The organism is Aeromicrobium yanjiei (assembly GCF_009649075.1).
GTDB lineage: Bacteria > Actinomycetota > Actinomycetes > Propionibacteriales > Nocardioidaceae > Aeromicrobium > Aeromicrobium yanjiei.
In genome coordinates, this window is record NZ_CP045737.1 from 2,294,601 (window position 1) to 2,309,778 (window position 15,178).

Below are 15,178 nucleotides of genomic sequence, written 5' to 3' on the forward strand. Positions count from 1 at the left end.
CGCAGCAGTACGTCAGAGGCTCTCGAGCGGCGCGGGCTCGGCCCCCAGCTCCTGGCGCACGACGTCGAACGCGATCTGGGGCGAGTAGCCCTTGCGGGCCAGCAGCCCAGTCAGGCGACGGATCTTGGTCGTGTCGTCCAGTGCGCTCATCGAGCGGAGCTTGGTCTGGACGAGCCGGTGCGCCGCCTCGAGCTCGACCGCGGGGTCGAGCTCGTCGAGCGCCTCACGGGCGATCTCCTCATCGACGCCCTTGCGTCTCAGCTCCATCGCCAGCACCCGCGAGGACAGCCCCTTGCTGCGCTGGCGCGACTGCACCCACGAGCGCGCGAACTCCGCGTCGTCGACCAGTCCGGCATCCTCGAACTTGTCGAGGATCGCCCGGGCCACCTCGGCCGGCACGTGCTTCTTGGCAAGTGCCTGCTCGAGGTCGGCCCGGCTGCGCGCGGTGACGGCGAGCCGGTCGTAGACGATCTGCCGGGCCCGCGACATCTGCTCGGCGACGTCGTAGTCCTGGCTGTCGGCCTCGTCCGGGGACATGACGATCAGAACTCGGTGGCCGGGAGGTCCGGCTCCACCACCTCGAGGGCCGGCTTGTCGGCCTGCGGGCCGATGCCCTTGGCCTCCATGATGCGCTTCTCGAGCTCTTCGGCCAGATCGGGGTTGTCACGCAGGAACGCGCGCGACTTCTCCTTGCCCTGGCCGAGCTGGTCGCCGTCGTAGGTGTACCAGGCGCCGGCCTTGCGGACCAGCCCGATGTCGACGCCCACGTCGATCAGGCTGCCCTCGCGGCTGATGCCCTGGCCGTACATGATGTCGAACTCGGCCTGCTTGAACGGCGGGGCCAGCTTGTTCTTGACGACCTTGACGCGGGTGCGGTTGCCGACCATGTCGGTGCCGTCCTTGAGCGTCTCGATGCGTCGCACGTCGAGGCGGACCGACGCGTAGAACTTCAGCGCCTTGCCGCCCGTCGTGGTCTCGGGCGAGCCGAACATCACGCCGATCTTCTCGCGCAGCTGGTTGATGAAGATCGCGGTCGTGCCCGAGCCGTTGATGGCACCGGTCATCTTGCGCAGCGCCTGGCTCATGAGGCGGGCCTGCAGGCCGACGTGGCTGTCGCCCATCTCGCCGTCGATCTCGGCGCGGGGCACCAGGGCCGCCACGGAGTCGATCACGATGATGTCGAGCGCACCCGAGCGGATCAGCATGTCGGCGATCTCGAGCGCCTGCTCACCGCTGTCGGGCTGCGAGATCAGCAGCGCGTCGGTGTCGACCCCGAGCTTGCGGGCGTAGTCGGGGTCGAGCGCGTGCTCGGCATCGATGAACGCCGCGACCCCACCTGCGCGCTGCGCGTTGGCCACCGCGTGGAGGGCGACCGTCGTCTTTCCCGAGGACTCCGGGCCGTAGATCTCCACGACGCGGCCACGGGGCAGACCGCCGATGCCGAGCGCGATGTCCAAGGTGGTGGCACCCGTGGGGATGACCTCGATCGGTGCACGGGCCTGGTCGCCCAGGCGCATCACGGCACCCTTGCCATGGGCACGATCGATCTGGGCCATCGCGTTCTCGAGGGACTTGTCCTTGTCCTTGCTCGTCGCGAGGGAGCTGTTGGGCTGTGCCATGGTGGATCCGTTTCTGCTCGTGGGTGGCCGGTCATCGACGACGCTAGAAGGACCCTCAGACATATGTGGGCCTCGTCGACCCGCCTGTGGATGTCGTCCTTCTCACGTCCAACCTGTGCACCACTCTATACGAACACGTGTTCGACACCCGCCGACACGCCGACAGCTCAGAGCACTCCCGGACGGGGCTCCATCCCCGCTGCCCGATACGTCGCGTCGAGCAGGTCCATCGTGGACACCGCATCGTCCAGCCCGAGCGGTGGCGCGGCCCGGCCGCGCACCGCGGAGTCCAGGACCGTGAGCTGACGGGCGTACGACGTGGGGCCCTTGACCCACTCGCGGCGCTCGTCGCAGCCCGTCACGACCTGCAGCCGCTCGTCGAGCTGCGGCAGCACGAAGCACGGCGCCTCGATCCGCCCGCGCGAGCCGGTCACGACCAGGCGCATGAGCATCTCCGGACCGGCCATGTGGGTCAGCAAGGACGCCGTCGCACCCCCGGGCAGGCCCACCTCGGCCTGCACCCACTCATCGACGCCCGGTCGACCCCTGCGCTCCCCCGCACGTGCGGACCGCACGACCGGCACCCCGCCGAGCCAGCCGGCCACCTGACTGAACGCATGGAGGCCGTAACAGCCAAGATCCATCAACGCTCCCCCGGCGAGCTCGAGCGACCATCGGGGGTCGTCGTCCGCCGGCGCGGGGATCATGACGGTGGCCTCGACGTGCCGCACGTCGCCGATCTCGCCGCTCAGCACGATCTCCCGGATCCGGCGCATCATCGGGTGCATCGCGTAGTGGAAGGCCTCCATCACGACCCGGTCCGTCGCGCGGGCCGCATCGGCCACCACGCGGGCCTGCGCGCCGTTAGCCGCGAAGGGCTTCTCGCTCAGCACGTGCTTGCCGGCGCGGACCGCACGCAGGTTCCATGGCGCGTGCTGGCTGTTCACCAGGGCGTTGTAGACCACGTCGACGTCGGGATCCGCGAGCACCTCCTCGTACGATCCGTAGGCCCGCTGGACGCCGTGCCGGGTCGCGAACGCCCGCGCGCGGTCCAGGTCGCGGGCGCCCACGGCGACCACTCGGTGGCCCGTCTGCCCCGCCGGGACGATCAGCGCGCTCTGCGCGATGCGGGCGGCGCCGAGGACACCGATGCGCAGGGTCACGGCGTCGTCCTGGCCGTGCTGGCACGAACGATGAGCTCGACGGGCAGGACGAGCTGCTCGGGGCTCTGCTCATCGGCGTCGACGTGCCGCAGCAGCATCTCGGCCATGGCCCGGCCGAGCCCCGTCAGCGGCTGGCGCACCGTGGACAGCGGCGGATCGGACGTCTCGGACGAGGGGGTGCCGTCGAAGCCGATCACGCCCACGTCCTCCGGCACCCGGCGACCGTGCGCCCGCAGCGACCTCAACGCACCCATGGCCATCAGGTCGCTGGCCGCGAAGACGCCGTCGATGTCGGGCCGCCGCGCCAAGAGCTCCTGCATGCCGGCCCACCCGCTCTGCTCGCTGAAGTCACCCTCGACCACGAGCTCCTCGTCGTACGCCAGCCCCGCCGCCCGGAGCGCCTCGGCGTAGCCGTCCAGGCGGTCCCGGCCCGAGGCCATGGCCCGCGGTCCCGAGACGGTCGCAATCGTGCGACGACCGGTGTCGGCCAGGTGCGCGACGGCCTGCCGCGCACCTGCGACGTTGTCGACGTCGACGAACGAGCCGGCCCACTGCGCGGAGCGGCCGCCCACCACGACCGGCAGGCCCCGCGCGGCCAGGTCCACCGGGAACGCCTCGTCGTCGTGCAGGGACAGCAGCAGCACGCCGTCGACGTGCTGGCGCGTCAGGTAGGCCCCGAGGCGTTCGGCCTGGTCGGTGCTGTGCACCAGGGACAGCACGAGCTGGCGCGATGCGTCGTTGAGGGCCGAGGAGATCCCACGGACCACTCCCGCGAAGAACGGCTCCCCGAAGATGCGCTCCTCGGACTCCGCGATGACCAGCGCGACGGTGTCGGTGCGCCGGGTCACCAGCGTGCGGGCGGCCTGGTTGGGCACGTAGCCGAGCTCCTCGACCGCCTGCATCACGATCTCGCGGGTGCGCTCGCTGACCTGCGGCGACCCGTTGATGACCCGCGACGCCGTGCCGCGCCCGACCCCGGCCCGCGCCGCGACCATCTCGAGGGTCGGCTGCTGGGCGCGGGTCTCGCCCACGCTCATGCGCTCGTGCCCGTCACGTTCACGTGCCCAGTATCCCGGCGCGGTGGCGACGGATGAGACCGGCATACCAATGTGCGCTGTCCTTGGGCGTACGCACCTGGGTCTCGTAGTCGACGTGGACGATCCCGAATCGCTTGTCGTAGCCCTCGGCCCACTCGAAGTTGTCCATCAGCGACCACGCGAAGTAGCCGCGGACGTCCATCCCCCGCTCCCGCATCGTGACGAGGGACGCGATGTGGCTCTCGAGGAATGCGACGCGGTCCGCATCGTGCACGATCCCGTCGACGACCTCGTCGTCGAACGCCGCGCCGTTCTCGGTCAGGTAGACCGGGATCGCCGGGTAGTCGCGCTGCACCTGGCTGAGGATGTCCACGAGACCGTCCGGGTCCACGTCCCACCCGGTCGCGGTCCGCGGCAGCCCGTTCTCGAGCTGGAACCGCGACGCGGCGGTCCCCGGCCACAGCCCCGCCCCCACGACGTGCCGGGTGTAGTAGTTGACGCCGAGGAAGTCCAGCGGCTGCGCGATCGTCTCCGTGTCGCCGTCCAGGATGAACTCCGCGTCGGTGACCGGAGCCAGGTCTGCCAGCACGTCCTTGGGATAGCTGCCCTTGAGCAGCGGGTCGAGGAACCACCGGTTCATCAGCCCGTCGATGCGGCGCACCGCGTCGTCGTGCCGACCCGACTCGTCGACCGGCGTGACCGGGTACAGGTTGACCGTGACGCCCACCTGCGCGTCCGGGACGATCTCGCGCAGCCGCTGCACCGCGAGCCCGTGGCCGAGCAGCAGGTGGTGGGACGCGGCGACGGCCTCGGCCGGATCGGCCCGTCCCGGGGCGTGGATGCCGCTGGCATAGCCGAGGAACGCCGAGCACCACGGCTCGTTGAGGGTGATCCAGTGCTTGACCCGGTCGCCCACCGCCTCGGCGATGATCGCGGTGTAGTCGGCGAATCGCTCGGCGGTGTCGCGCACGGGCCATCCCCCGGCCTGCTCCAGCGCCTCGGGCAGGTCCCAGTGATAGAGCGTCGTCCACGGCGTGATGCCGCGCTCGAGCAGGCCGTCGACCAGTCGGTCGTAGAACGCGATGCCCGGTGCGTTGCCGGTGCCGATCCCGTCCGGCTGCACACGGGGCCACGCGATCGAGAACCGGTACGCGCCGAGGCCCAGCTCGGTCATCAGGTCCAGGTCCTCGCGCCAGCGGTGGTAGTGGTCGATCGCGACCGCCCCGTCGTCGCCGCCCGCGACCCGTCCGGGGGTCGCGGCGAAGGTGTCCCAGATCGACGGGGTGCGGCCGTCCTCCTCCACGGCACCCTCGATCTGGTACGACGAGGTCGCCGCGCCCCAGCAGAAGTCTCCGGGAAGCCCCGAGATGTCGAGTGTCATGCCTTGAGTCCACCTTCCATGATGCCGCCGATGATCTGGCGACCGAAAACGATGAAGACGACCACGAGCGGCAGGGTGCCGATGAGCGTGCCCGCCATGATGAGTGACTGGTCGGAGTAGTAGCCGCTGGACAGCCGCGACAGCGCGACCTGCACCGTCGGGTGCTCGGCGTCGAGCGTCAGGTAGGGCCACAGGAAGTCGTTCCAGCGCTCCATGAACGTCAGCAGCCCGAGCACCGCTGCAGCAGGTCGCAGAGCGGGGAACACGATGCTGAAGAAGATGCGGAACGTCGAGGCACCGTCGACCCGCGCGGCCTCGATCATCTCGTCGGGGATGGCCTGCTCCGCGAACTGGCGCATCATGAACACCCCGAAGCCCGCGACCACGAACGGCAGCGTCACCGACGGCAGCCCGCCGTTGAGGCCCAGCTTGGTCATCAGCATGTAGAGCGGGATCAGGCCCAGCTGGACCGGCACCATCATCGTGCCGATCACGAACAGCAGCAGTGCGTTGCGCCCCCTGAACTTGAGCTTGGCGAAGGCGAAACCGGCCAGGGAGGACGACACCACGACGCAGACCGTGGCGACCGTCGCGACCAGCAGGCTGTTGACCAGCGCCTGGCCGAACAGGACGTCGGGATTGTCGAAGACCCGGTCGACGTTCGGGAAGAGCTTGTCGCCCAGCGTCAGCGGCGGGGGCAGGGACACGATCTCGTCGTTGGTCCGCGACGCCATGACGAGCATGAAGTACAGAGGCCCGATCGAGAGCAGCACCGTCGCGACGAGACCGACGTACAGCAGCGGGTTCTTGGTCTTCATCAGTCCACCGACTTGATCCGGCGCAGCAGCGCCACGTTGATCACGGCGAAGACCGCGATGAGGATGAACAGGACCCAGGCGACCGTGGACGCGTAGCCGAAGCGCTGGCCCGTGAAGGCCTGCTGCACGAGATACATCGCGACGGTCTGGAACTGGCCGGTCGAGCCGCCCGCGATCGCGTTGACGCCCGATCCGAACAGCAGCGGCTCGGTGAACAGCTGGATGCCGCCGATCGTGGCGACGATCGAGACGAAGATGATCGTGGGTCGCAGCATCGGGACCGTGATGGACCAGAACTGCCGCCACGCCGAGGCGCCGTCGATGCGCGCGGCCTCGTAGAGCTCCTTGGGCACCGCCTGCAGCGACGCCAGCAGGATGAGGGCGTTGTAGCCCGTCCAGCGCCAGTCGACCATGACCGAGATCGCGAGCCAGGACGACCACCGCTCGCCCCGCCAGTTGATCGGCTCGACGCCTACGTGGCCGAGCGCCCAGTTCACGATGCCGTAGTCGCGGGCGAAGATGAGCCCGAAGATGATGCCGACGGCGGCGACCGACGTGACGTTGGGCAGCAGGACCCCCATGCGCCAGAACGTGCGTGCCCGCAGCTTGCCGTTGAGCACCTGCGCGAGCACCGTCGCGAGGATCAGCTGCGGGATGGTGGCCACCACGAAGATGCCGATCGTGTTGGTCAGGGCCCGCCAGAAGTCCGAGTCCTGCATGAGCTCGCGGTAGTTGGCCAGCCCGACGAACCCCTGGTCACCCGCGAGCAGGCTCCAGTCGTGCAGGGAGACCCACAGCGTGTAGAGGAGCGGGAACAGCCCGAAGATCGCGAAGACGATGAAGAACGGGGAGACGAAGGCGTACGGCGCGACCTTGGCCTCGGCCTTGGTCAGCCGGTCCCGCAGCCTCAGCGGACGTCTCCGGACCGGTCCGGCGCCTGTACCCGCTGGAGGACGAGTACGGGCGCCGGAGTCCTGGGTGCGAACGGTCACTTACTTCGCGGCCTTCTGTGCGGCCTTGACTGCTTCCTTCCATCCGTCGCCCTCGGACCGCTGCCCGTTCTCGACGCTGCGAAGGACGTTCTCGAACGCATCGCGGACGGGCACGTTCTTGGCACCGAGATAGACCGGCTTCAGGTTCTTCGCGCCGGCCACGAACAGCTGGCCCGTCGGGGCGTCGTTGAAGTAGGGGTTCTTGGCGTCCTTGAGCTCAGGGGTGTCGTAGAGCGCCGGGAGCGACGGCAGCCGTCCCTCTGACTTGAACGCCCCGAGCTGTCCGGTCTTGCCCGACAGGAACTGGATCAGCTCGACCGCCTCCTTCTGGTGCTTGCTCGACTTCGGCACGGCGAGCCACGAGCCGCCCCAGTTGCCGCCGCCACCGGGCACCGTCGCGATGTCCCACTTGCCCGCGAGGGCGTCACCGGCCTGGCCCTTGATGTATCCGGTCATCCACGCGGGGCACGCCACGGTCGCGAACGACCCGTTCTTGAAGCCGGCGTTCCACTCGTCCGAGAACGCGACGAGCTTGGCGGTGAGCTTGGCCTCGATCATCTGGTTGGCCAGGTCCCACGCATTCTTGACGGCCGGGTTGGACTCCACGACGAGCTTGTTGTCGCGGTCGAAGTACGTCTCGTCGCCGCCCTGCATGAGGATCGAGTTGTACGTGTTGGTGGCCGCGTCGACGAAGTGCACCTTGTCGTCGCCGATGCCCGCCTGGAACTTCTCGCCCGTGGCGATGAAGTCCTCCCACGTCGGCCAGAGCTTGGCCACTTCTTCACGATCGGTCGGCAGACCGGCCTTCTCGAACAGGTCGCGGCGATAGCACATGGCCAGGCCGCCGACGTCCGTGCCGAGGCCGATCGTCGTCTTGCCGTCGACGGTCGTCGTCGCGTCGGCCACGAACGGCAGGTAGTCGTCCTTGATCTCCGCGAAGCCCTGGTCCTGCAGGTTGACGAACTTGTCGGCGGTCTGCAGGAAGTTGACCGTCTGGCCCTCCTCGATCGCGACCACGTCGCCCGCGGACGCATTGGCCGCGATCTGCTGGCTGAGCTTGGTGTTGTACTTGCCCAGGTCGCCCTCCGCGGTCTCCACGATCTTGACACCGGGGTGCTCGGCCTCGAACTGCTTGTACAGGTCCTTGTAGCCGAACTGGCCGAACAGGTTGACCCGCAAGGTGACGGGCCCGTCGGACCCCTCGTCACCCGATCCTCCGCAGCCGGCTGCGAGCACTCCCACCACGAGGGATGAGACCGCAGCGGCGGCGATGCGCTGTGTGCGATTCACGTCATGCCTTCCTCCGACTCCCCCGGTGGGAGCGCTTCCATGGGAGTATGAGCCAGGTCACATCGCGTCGTCAAGAGATTTTTGGGAGCGTTCCCAAATTTGTTGTTCGAAATGACTAATGGCCTCGACACGGCTCGGTCGGGGACGTACGGTGTGACCACCATCACTTGGATCGTCCGGCACGTACCCGCCGGTGAAGGGACCCACCAGCCATGTCAACCGTCACGTTCGACCGCACCACCCGTGTCTATCCCGGGCAGGAGGCCCCCGCCGTCGACCAGCTCGACCTGGAGATCCAGGACGGGGAGTTCCTCGTCCTCGTCGGCCCGTCGGGCTGCGGCAAGTCCACGTCCCTTCGCATGCTGGCCGGGCTCGAGGAGGTCGACGCCGGACGCATCCTCATCGGCGACGAGGACGTGACGCAGCTGCCCCCGAAGGCCAGGGACATCGCGATGGTGTTCCAGAACTACGCCCTCTACCCGCACATGAGCGTCGCGGAGAACATGGGCTTCGCGCTCAAGATCGCCGGCACGCCCAAGAGCGAGATCGCCACACGGGTCAAGGAGGCGGCGGTCCTGCTCGACATCGAGCAGTATCTCGGCCGCAAGCCCAAGGCCCTGTCAGGTGGCCAGCGCCAGCGCGTCGCGATGGGTCGGGCGATCGTCCGGCAGCCGCGGGTGTTCTTGATGGACGAGCCGCTGTCCAACCTCGACGCCAAGCTGCGCGTCCAGACCCGGACACAGATCGCGCAGCTGCAGCGCCGGCTCAACGCGACGACGGTCTACGTGACCCACGACCAGGTCGAGGCAATGACGATGGGCGACCGGGTCGCGGTGCTCAAGGACGGGGTCCTGCAGCAGTGCGCCGCACCGCGCGAGATGTACGACCGGCCGGCCAACCTGTTCGTCGCGGGCTTCCTCGGCTCGCCCGGGATGAACCTCATGGAGCTGCCGGTGATCGACGGCGGTGTCCAGTTCGGCGACCGGGTGGTGCGCGTCGCCCGCGACACCCTGGCCGGCGCCGGGGCATCCACCGTGATGCTCGGCGTGCGCCCGGAGAACCTCGAGGTGGGTCAGGCGGGCATCAAGCTCGAGGTCGACGTCGTCGAGGAGCTGGGAGCCGACGCGTACGTCTACGGCCGGGCCGACGTGGGACACGACCAGCAGACCATCGTGGCCCGGGTCGACTGGCGGCACCCTCCCGCCAGGGGCGAGACGATCAACGTCGCCCCCGTGGACGACACATCCATCCACGTGTTCGACACGTCGACGGGACGCCGGATCGGCTAGCGCTCCGACGCGGGCAGGCCGCGGGTCGCGTGCACCGCACGCCACACCGTCTTGGGGTCCTCACCCGCGTCGAGGGCCTCGGTGACGGTGCGTCCGCCGAGGATGCTCATGACGTGGCTCTCGGCCCAGACGCGCGCATAGCCCGCGCCGAGGTGGCGATCCATCCGCTCCCAGAACTCGCTGTGCCTCATCGGCGGTGCTCGATGGCGCGCAAGGCTCAGGCGGCCGAGACCGACACGTCGGACGGGCCGATCGAGGAGATGCTCGCGATCTGGTCGACCGACGCCTCCTCGAGCTCGAGCATCGCACTGACGTCGAGAAGCACCTTGGACAGCGGGACGTCCAGGGCGGCCGCCAGGGCTGCGAGCAGCTCGGAGCTGGCTTCCTTCTGGCCCCGCTCGACCTCGGAGATGTAGCCGAGACTGACCCGGGCCTTGCCCGAGACGTCACGCAGCGTGAGGCCCTGCGCCATGCGCCGGGCACGGAGCACCTCACCGACGAGCTGACGCATCGCGGTCATCGGGCACCTCCGTTTGCTGTCATGACATGTTCAACCCCGATCGGATCGGGATTCTTCCCCCAGCCTAGCGACCAGCAACGACAACAGCGCAGCGACCGTCCCCGTGCGGATCGTTTCGCGGTCACCGTCCAGGTGCAGCAGAGCAGTCTCCACCCCGCCCGGACCGGCCACGCCCACGTGCACCGTGCCGGCCGGCATGCCCTCGCTCGGACCGGGGCCGGCCACACCGGTCGTCGCGAGGCCGTACGTCGCACCGAGGCGCTCGCGCACGCCCAGCGCCATGCTCGACGCGACTGCGGCGTCGACCGTGCCGACGCGGGAGATGAGCTCGGCGTCGACGCCGAGCAGCTGTGTCTTGAGCTCGGCGGCGTAGGCGACGACTCCCCCGCGGACGACCGTTGAGGCACCGGGGACGCTGACGAGCGTGGCGCAGACCAGGCCACCCGTGAGGGACTCGGCCGTCGCGACGGTCGCTCCCGCGGCCCGCAGGCCCTCGACCGCCTCGGCCGCGACACTCACGCCTCTGCCGCGGCCTTCGCGGACCGGCGCAGCTCGATCGCGTCGCGGACGTACTGGACGCCGGTCGACAACGTGATCGCGACGGCGCCCGCCATCAGGAGGTGGGTGATCCAGCGCAGGATGTCGCAGGGGACGTTGTCCCACAGCTCGAAGGGCAGGATGTAGCCGCCGAGGGCGAGCACCTGCAGCATGGTCTTGACCTTGCCGCCCTGGCTCGCCGGCATGACGCCGTACTTCTTCACCACGAACCGCATCGCGGTGATGCCCCACTCGCGCAGCAGCACGACGATCGTCACGGCCCAGAAGAGCCAGCTGTCGTAGATGATCGCCAGGCCGATGAACGCCATCCCGGTGAGCGCCTTGTCGGCGATGGGATCGGCGAGCTTGCCGAAGTCGGTGACCAGGTTGTAGCGGCGGGCCAGGTCACCGTCGATGCGATCGGTGATCATCAACAGGGCGAACAGGACCCAGGCGGCGACGCGCAGGCCGATCGACTGGCCGTCCTCGGCGAGGAGGAGCCAGCCGAAGAACGGGACGCCCGCGATGCGCACGACCGTGAGGACGTTCGCGATGTTCAGGTTGCTCGGCGGCGTGGCCGTGTTCATGAGTCCCTCTCGGTGGGGTGAAACGACTCCTCAGTATGCGGCAGCGGGTCGGCGCTGCGCCAACTGAACCTCCGCCTCGCCGGGCGAGACATTCGTCGCAAGACCCAGGGGCGCGGTGTAGAACCGCTGGCCGTCGGTGCTGACGACCTTGATCCGCGGGTCGTGGATGAGCCCCTCGCGACGCTCGACCCGGATCTCGCCGAGCTCGCTCCACAGCAGGCCGACCCAGCCCTGCTCCGCGCGCAGCCGGATGCCGTGGTCGTCCGCGACGAACAACGGTGTGCTCCAGTCGCCGATCCCCCGCAGGTGGCCGAGGCCCACGGCCGCCAGCACGACGGCCGGGACCACCAGGACGTACTGCTCACGGTCGTACGCGAACCAGCCGAAACCCGCGGCCAGCGCGAGGCAGACGAGACCGAGCAGCGTGAACAGCCCGGTCCGCCGGCGCACCTCGAATGCGTCCTCCATGCTCAGCCCGCCTGGATCGTGGCGAGGACCTGGTCGAGCTCGTCGGGCTTGACCAGGACGTCACGCGCCTTGGAGCCCTCGCTGGGCCCGACGATCCCGCGGCTCTCGAGGATGTCCATGAGGCGGCCGGCCTTGGCGAAGCCCACACGCAGCTTGCGCTGCAGCATCGACGTCGAGCCGAACTGCGTCGTCACGCACAGCTCGATCGCCTGCAGGACGAGGTCGAGGTCGTCGCCGATGTCGTCGTCGAGCTCGCGCTTGGCAGCCGCGACGGCCGTGACGTCCTCACGGTAGACCGGCTGCAGCTGCGTCTTGCAGTGCTCGACGATCGTGTGGATCTCGGCCTCGGTGATCCACGCACCCTGCATGCGCATCGCCTTGTTCTGCCCCATGGGCAGGAACAGGCCATCGCCCTGGCCGACGAGCTTCTCGGCGCCCGGCTGGTCCAGGATGACGCGGCTGTCGGCGAGCGACGAGGTCGCGAACGCCAGACGGCTCGGCACGTTGGCCTTGATCAGACCCGTCACGACGTCGACCGAGGGCCGCTGGGTCGCGAGGATCAGGTGGATGCCGGCGGCTCGCGCGAGCTGAGTGATGCGGACGATCGAGTCCTCCACGTCACGCGGCGCGACCATCATCAGGTCGGCGAGCTCGTCCACCACGACCAGGAGGTACGGATAGGGGGCCAGCACGCGCTCGCTGCCGGCGGGCAGCTTGACCTTGCCCGCCTTGACGGCCTTGTTGAAGTCGTCGATGTGGCGGTAGCCGAAGTTGGCCAGGTCGTCGTAGCGCATGTCCATCTCGCGCACGACCCACTGCAGCGCCTCGGCGGCCTTCTTGGGGTTCGTGATGATCGGCGTGATGAGGTGCGGAACGCCCTCGTACGCGGTGAGCTCGACCCGCTTGGGGTCGACCATGATCATCCGGACCTCCTCGGGCGTCGAGCGCATCAGGATCGAGGAGATCATCGAGTTGACGAACGAGGACTTGCCCGAGCCGGTCGCGCCGGCGACCAGCAGGTGGGGCATCTTCGCCAGGTTGGCCACGACGTAGCCGCCCTCGACGTCCTTGCCGAGGCCGATCACCATCGGGTGGTGGTCGCTGCGCGCCTTGGCCGAGCGCAGCACGTCGCCGAGCGACACCATCTCCTTGTCGACGTTGGGGATCTCCACGCCGATCGCGGACTTGCCCGGGATCGGGCTGAGGATGCGCACCTCGTTGGACGCCACGGCGTACGAGATGTTCTTGGACAGGGCCGTGACCTTCTCGACCTTGACCGCCGGGCCCAGCTCGACCTCGTAGCGGGTCACGGTCGGGCCACGGGTGTAGCCGGTGACCCGGGCGTCGATCTGGAACTGCTCGAGCACCTCGGTGAGACGCTCGACGACCTCGTCGGACGCCTTGGAGCGCGCCTTGTGCGGCGAGCCCTCCCGCAGCATCGCGCTGTCGGGCAACGAGTAGACGACGTCGCCCGAGAGGGCGAGCTGCTCCGCGCGGGCCGGGATCGGCTCCATGGGCGGCAGCTCGGCCTCGACGTCGTCCTCCGGCTCCGGCTCGGGCTCGGGCTCGAACACGCGGACCGGGACCTGGCGATCCTCGTCGGGACCGTCGACCAGGGGGTTCTCGAACGGCTCGTCGTCGGTCACGAGGGTCGTCTTGGGGTGGCGCCGCTTCTTGGGCTCGGGCTCGGCCGCCTCAGCCTCGGGATCGGCCTTGCGGCCGAGCGCGGTGTCGCGCAGCTCGCGGACGCGGTCGGGGACCGCGTAGACGGGCGTGTTGGTGACGACCAGGACGCCGAAGGCCACGACGAGGACGAGGATCGGGGAGACCACGTACGCACTGTTGAGCAGGTCCATCGGGATCGCGGAGAACAGGAAGCCGATCGCTCCACCGGCCTCGCGCATCGCGTCCGGATCGGGATCGCTCGGGCGCGGCACGTCGTGCGCGATGTGGACGAGACCGAGGACGCCGCCGCAGATCGCGGCCCAGCCGATGACCTGGCGACCCGCGGGTCCGTTCTGGTCGGGGTGGCGCAGCGTGCGCCAGGCGATGACGACCAGGACGATCGGGACGGCCCAGGCCAGCAGGCCGACCGCACCGGCCGTCACGTCGCGGACCGCGTTGCCGACCCCGCCGGGCATGTCGGACCACACGGACCCGGCCACGATGATGCCGAGCGCGAGGATGCCGAAGCCGACCCCGTCACGGCGCTGCTCGGGGTCGAGGTCGCGAGCACTGTGCCCGATGCTGCGGGCCACCGCGCCCACGACACCGGCGAGACCGAGCCACAGGGCGGTCGAGGCGCGCAGGACCGCGCCGAGCACAACAGCAAGGGGGCCAGGACCGGTTCTGCGTGCCGCGGGCTTGCGAGCTGCAGGCTTGCGGGCCTGTGGCTTGCGCTTGTTCGCGGCCGGCTTCTTGCGGGCCTGGCTGCCGGACGGCCGCTTGCGCGGCGGGGAAGTCGTTCGGGTCGCCATGGTCAAAGGGTAAAGCACGACTCGAAGGTTGGGCGGGAATGAGGGTGTGGCGGCCCCGGCGCGGTGGATTCGCCACCGTCCGGGCCCGACATCGGGCTCAGACGGTGGAGGATGCACCGCCCCAGCGGGGGACGGCGTCGAGGCCCGCGGCTGCCGGGACGCGGGCGCGTGCGAGCACCAGTGACACGAGCCGCGGATCGGGCGGCCCGCCGTCGAGGAACGGCTGCGTCACCACGTCTGCGCCGGCCTCCCCCATCGCCTCGTGGGCGGCGCCGTGCGAGAGCAGATAGCTCGAGACCACGACCCGCCGGCCGTACGCCCGTGCGACGTCGACCGCATCGGCCAGGGGCGTGTCGGGGCCACCGAGGGTGCCGACGTGGACCCGGCCGCCCCAGACCGCGCTGAGCAGCCTCGCGGCCTTGCCGACGTCGGAGACCGCCCGTTCGTCGCTCGCGGTCGCCGCGGCGAGGACGATCGTGTCGTCCGAGCGGGCACCGGCCTCGAACAGCCGGCGGACGCCGACCTCGGCCAGCACCCAGTCCGGCCCCAACGGCGCCGTGACGCTGACTGCCGGGTCGAGGTGCGATGCCTGCACGATGTCGACGCTGACCGGACGGTCGTACGCCAGCAGGAGCGGGACGACCGCTCGCGGGCCGGAGGTCTCGCGCACGACCTCCGCGACGAGCGGGACCTGCTCGTCGATGAAGGCATCGACGACGTCGAGGTCCTGCGCCTCGCGGCGGACCGCGTTGACGAGACCCGCGAACGCCGCCCTCCCCCGTGGGGCCGTGGACCCGTGGGCGCACAGGATCAGCGTGCGGTTCATCCGGACCTCCCAGGTCTGCCAACCGCGGAGCCCGAGATGTCCGCGGTGGGTCGAGACGGGTGGCGAGCTGCCGTCGGAGTGCACCGGGCGGCTCCGCCGGCAGCTCGCACCTCCCTGACGTAGCCGGTCCCCGGTCGCCTCGTGACCGATGCGTGAACGGTCGAGGGCGCCGCG

16 protein-coding genes are annotated in these 15,178 nt (G+C 69.6%); 1 reads left to right on the plus strand and 15 read right to left on the minus strand.

Annotation, left to right across the window (positions count from 1 at the left end; genetic code table 11):
- Positions 1-12: 12 nt before the first annotated feature.
- From GEV26_RS11250 to GEV26_RS11285, 8 genes are all read right to left on the minus strand, one after another.
- Entirely contained in the window at positions 13-537 is a 525-nt protein-coding gene (locus tag GEV26_RS11250) for a regulatory protein RecX (protein ID WP_243838712.1), read from the minus strand.
- A 5-nt stretch (positions 538-542) separates the two neighbouring features.
- Positions 543-1,619 carry a recombinase RecA gene (recA, locus tag GEV26_RS11255; RefSeq protein WP_153653163.1) on the minus strand — a complete coding sequence of 359 codons (1,077 nt, stop codon included), beginning with the start codon at positions 1,617-1,619 and terminating at the stop codon, positions 543-545.
- A gap of 167 nt (positions 1,620-1,786) precedes the next feature.
- Positions 1,787-2,782, minus strand: coding sequence for a Gfo/Idh/MocA family protein (locus GEV26_RS11260; RefSeq protein WP_153653164.1), 996 nt, complete (start codon positions 2,780-2,782; stop codon positions 1,787-1,789).
- Positions 2,779-3,819: a LacI family DNA-binding transcriptional regulator gene (locus GEV26_RS11265; RefSeq protein WP_153653165.1), complete on the minus strand. Its 1,041-nt coding sequence runs from the start codon at positions 3,817-3,819 to the stop codon at positions 2,779-2,781. The genes GEV26_RS11260 and GEV26_RS11265 overlap by 4 nt, the downstream gene beginning before the upstream one ends.
- Before the next feature lie 19 nt (positions 3,820-3,838).
- Positions 3,839-5,200, minus strand: coding sequence for a GH1 family beta-glucosidase (locus GEV26_RS11270; RefSeq protein WP_153653166.1), 1,362 nt, complete (start codon positions 5,198-5,200; stop codon positions 3,839-3,841).
- Positions 5,197-6,018 carry a carbohydrate ABC transporter permease gene (locus GEV26_RS11275; protein WP_153653167.1) on the minus strand — a complete coding sequence of 274 codons (822 nt, stop codon included), beginning with the start codon at positions 6,016-6,018 and terminating at the stop codon, positions 5,197-5,199. The genes GEV26_RS11270 and GEV26_RS11275 overlap by 4 nt, the downstream gene beginning before the upstream one ends.
- Positions 6,018-7,010 (minus strand): carbohydrate ABC transporter permease, encoded by a 993-nt coding sequence (locus tag GEV26_RS11280; protein ID WP_243838713.1) that lies wholly within the window; start codon positions 7,008-7,010, stop codon positions 6,018-6,020. Before GEV26_RS11280 ends, GEV26_RS11275 begins: the two co-directional genes overlap by 1 nt.
- Positions 7,011-8,300 (minus strand): ABC transporter substrate-binding protein, encoded by a 1,290-nt coding sequence (locus GEV26_RS11285; RefSeq protein ID WP_153653168.1) that lies wholly within the window; start codon positions 8,298-8,300, stop codon positions 7,011-7,013.
- Between the two features lie 212 nt (positions 8,301-8,512).
- Here GEV26_RS11285 and GEV26_RS11290 point away from each other — a divergent pair, with 212 nt between their 5' ends.
- A complete protein-coding gene (locus GEV26_RS11290; protein WP_153653169.1) occupies positions 8,513-9,589 on the plus strand; it encodes an ABC transporter ATP-binding protein in 1,077 nt (358 codons plus the stop codon).
- Here the strand turns inward: GEV26_RS11290 and GEV26_RS11295 are convergent.
- The 7 genes from GEV26_RS11295 to GEV26_RS11325 form a co-directional block, all read right to left on the minus strand.
- Positions 9,586-9,780, minus strand: a complete 195-nt coding sequence (locus GEV26_RS11295; RefSeq protein WP_153653170.1) for a DUF3046 domain-containing protein — start codon at positions 9,778-9,780, stop codon at positions 9,586-9,588. The genes GEV26_RS11290 and GEV26_RS11295 overlap by 4 nt on opposite strands.
- 26 nt (positions 9,781-9,806) lie before the next feature.
- Positions 9,807-10,109 carry a helix-turn-helix domain-containing protein gene (locus GEV26_RS11300; protein ID WP_153653171.1) on the minus strand — a complete coding sequence of 101 codons (303 nt, stop codon included), beginning with the start codon at positions 10,107-10,109 and terminating at the stop codon, positions 9,807-9,809.
- 30 nt (positions 10,110-10,139) lie between these two features.
- The gene (locus tag GEV26_RS11305; protein ID WP_153653172.1) at positions 10,140-10,628 is read right to left on the minus strand and encodes a CinA family protein; all 489 of its coding nucleotides are present in this window, start codon (positions 10,626-10,628) and stop codon (positions 10,140-10,142) included.
- Positions 10,625-11,233, minus strand: a complete 609-nt coding sequence (gene pgsA, locus GEV26_RS11310) for a CDP-diacylglycerol--glycerol-3-phosphate 3-phosphatidyltransferase (protein ID WP_153653173.1) — start codon at positions 11,231-11,233, stop codon at positions 10,625-10,627. Before pgsA ends, GEV26_RS11305 begins: the two co-directional genes overlap by 4 nt.
- A 30-nt stretch (positions 11,234-11,263) precedes the next feature.
- The gene (locus GEV26_RS11315) at positions 11,264-11,701 is read right to left on the minus strand and encodes a hypothetical protein (protein ID WP_153653174.1); all 438 of its coding nucleotides are present in this window, start codon (positions 11,699-11,701) and stop codon (positions 11,264-11,266) included.
- A gap of 2 nt (positions 11,702-11,703) precedes the next feature.
- A complete protein-coding gene (locus GEV26_RS11320; protein ID WP_194839833.1) occupies positions 11,704-14,178 on the minus strand; it encodes an FtsK/SpoIIIE family DNA translocase in 2,475 nt (824 codons plus the stop codon).
- 97 nt (positions 14,179-14,275) lie between these two features.
- Positions 14,276-15,004, minus strand: coding sequence for a sirohydrochlorin chelatase (locus GEV26_RS11325; RefSeq protein ID WP_153653175.1), 729 nt, complete (start codon positions 15,002-15,004; stop codon positions 14,276-14,278).
- Positions 15,005-15,178 lie beyond the last annotated feature (174 nt).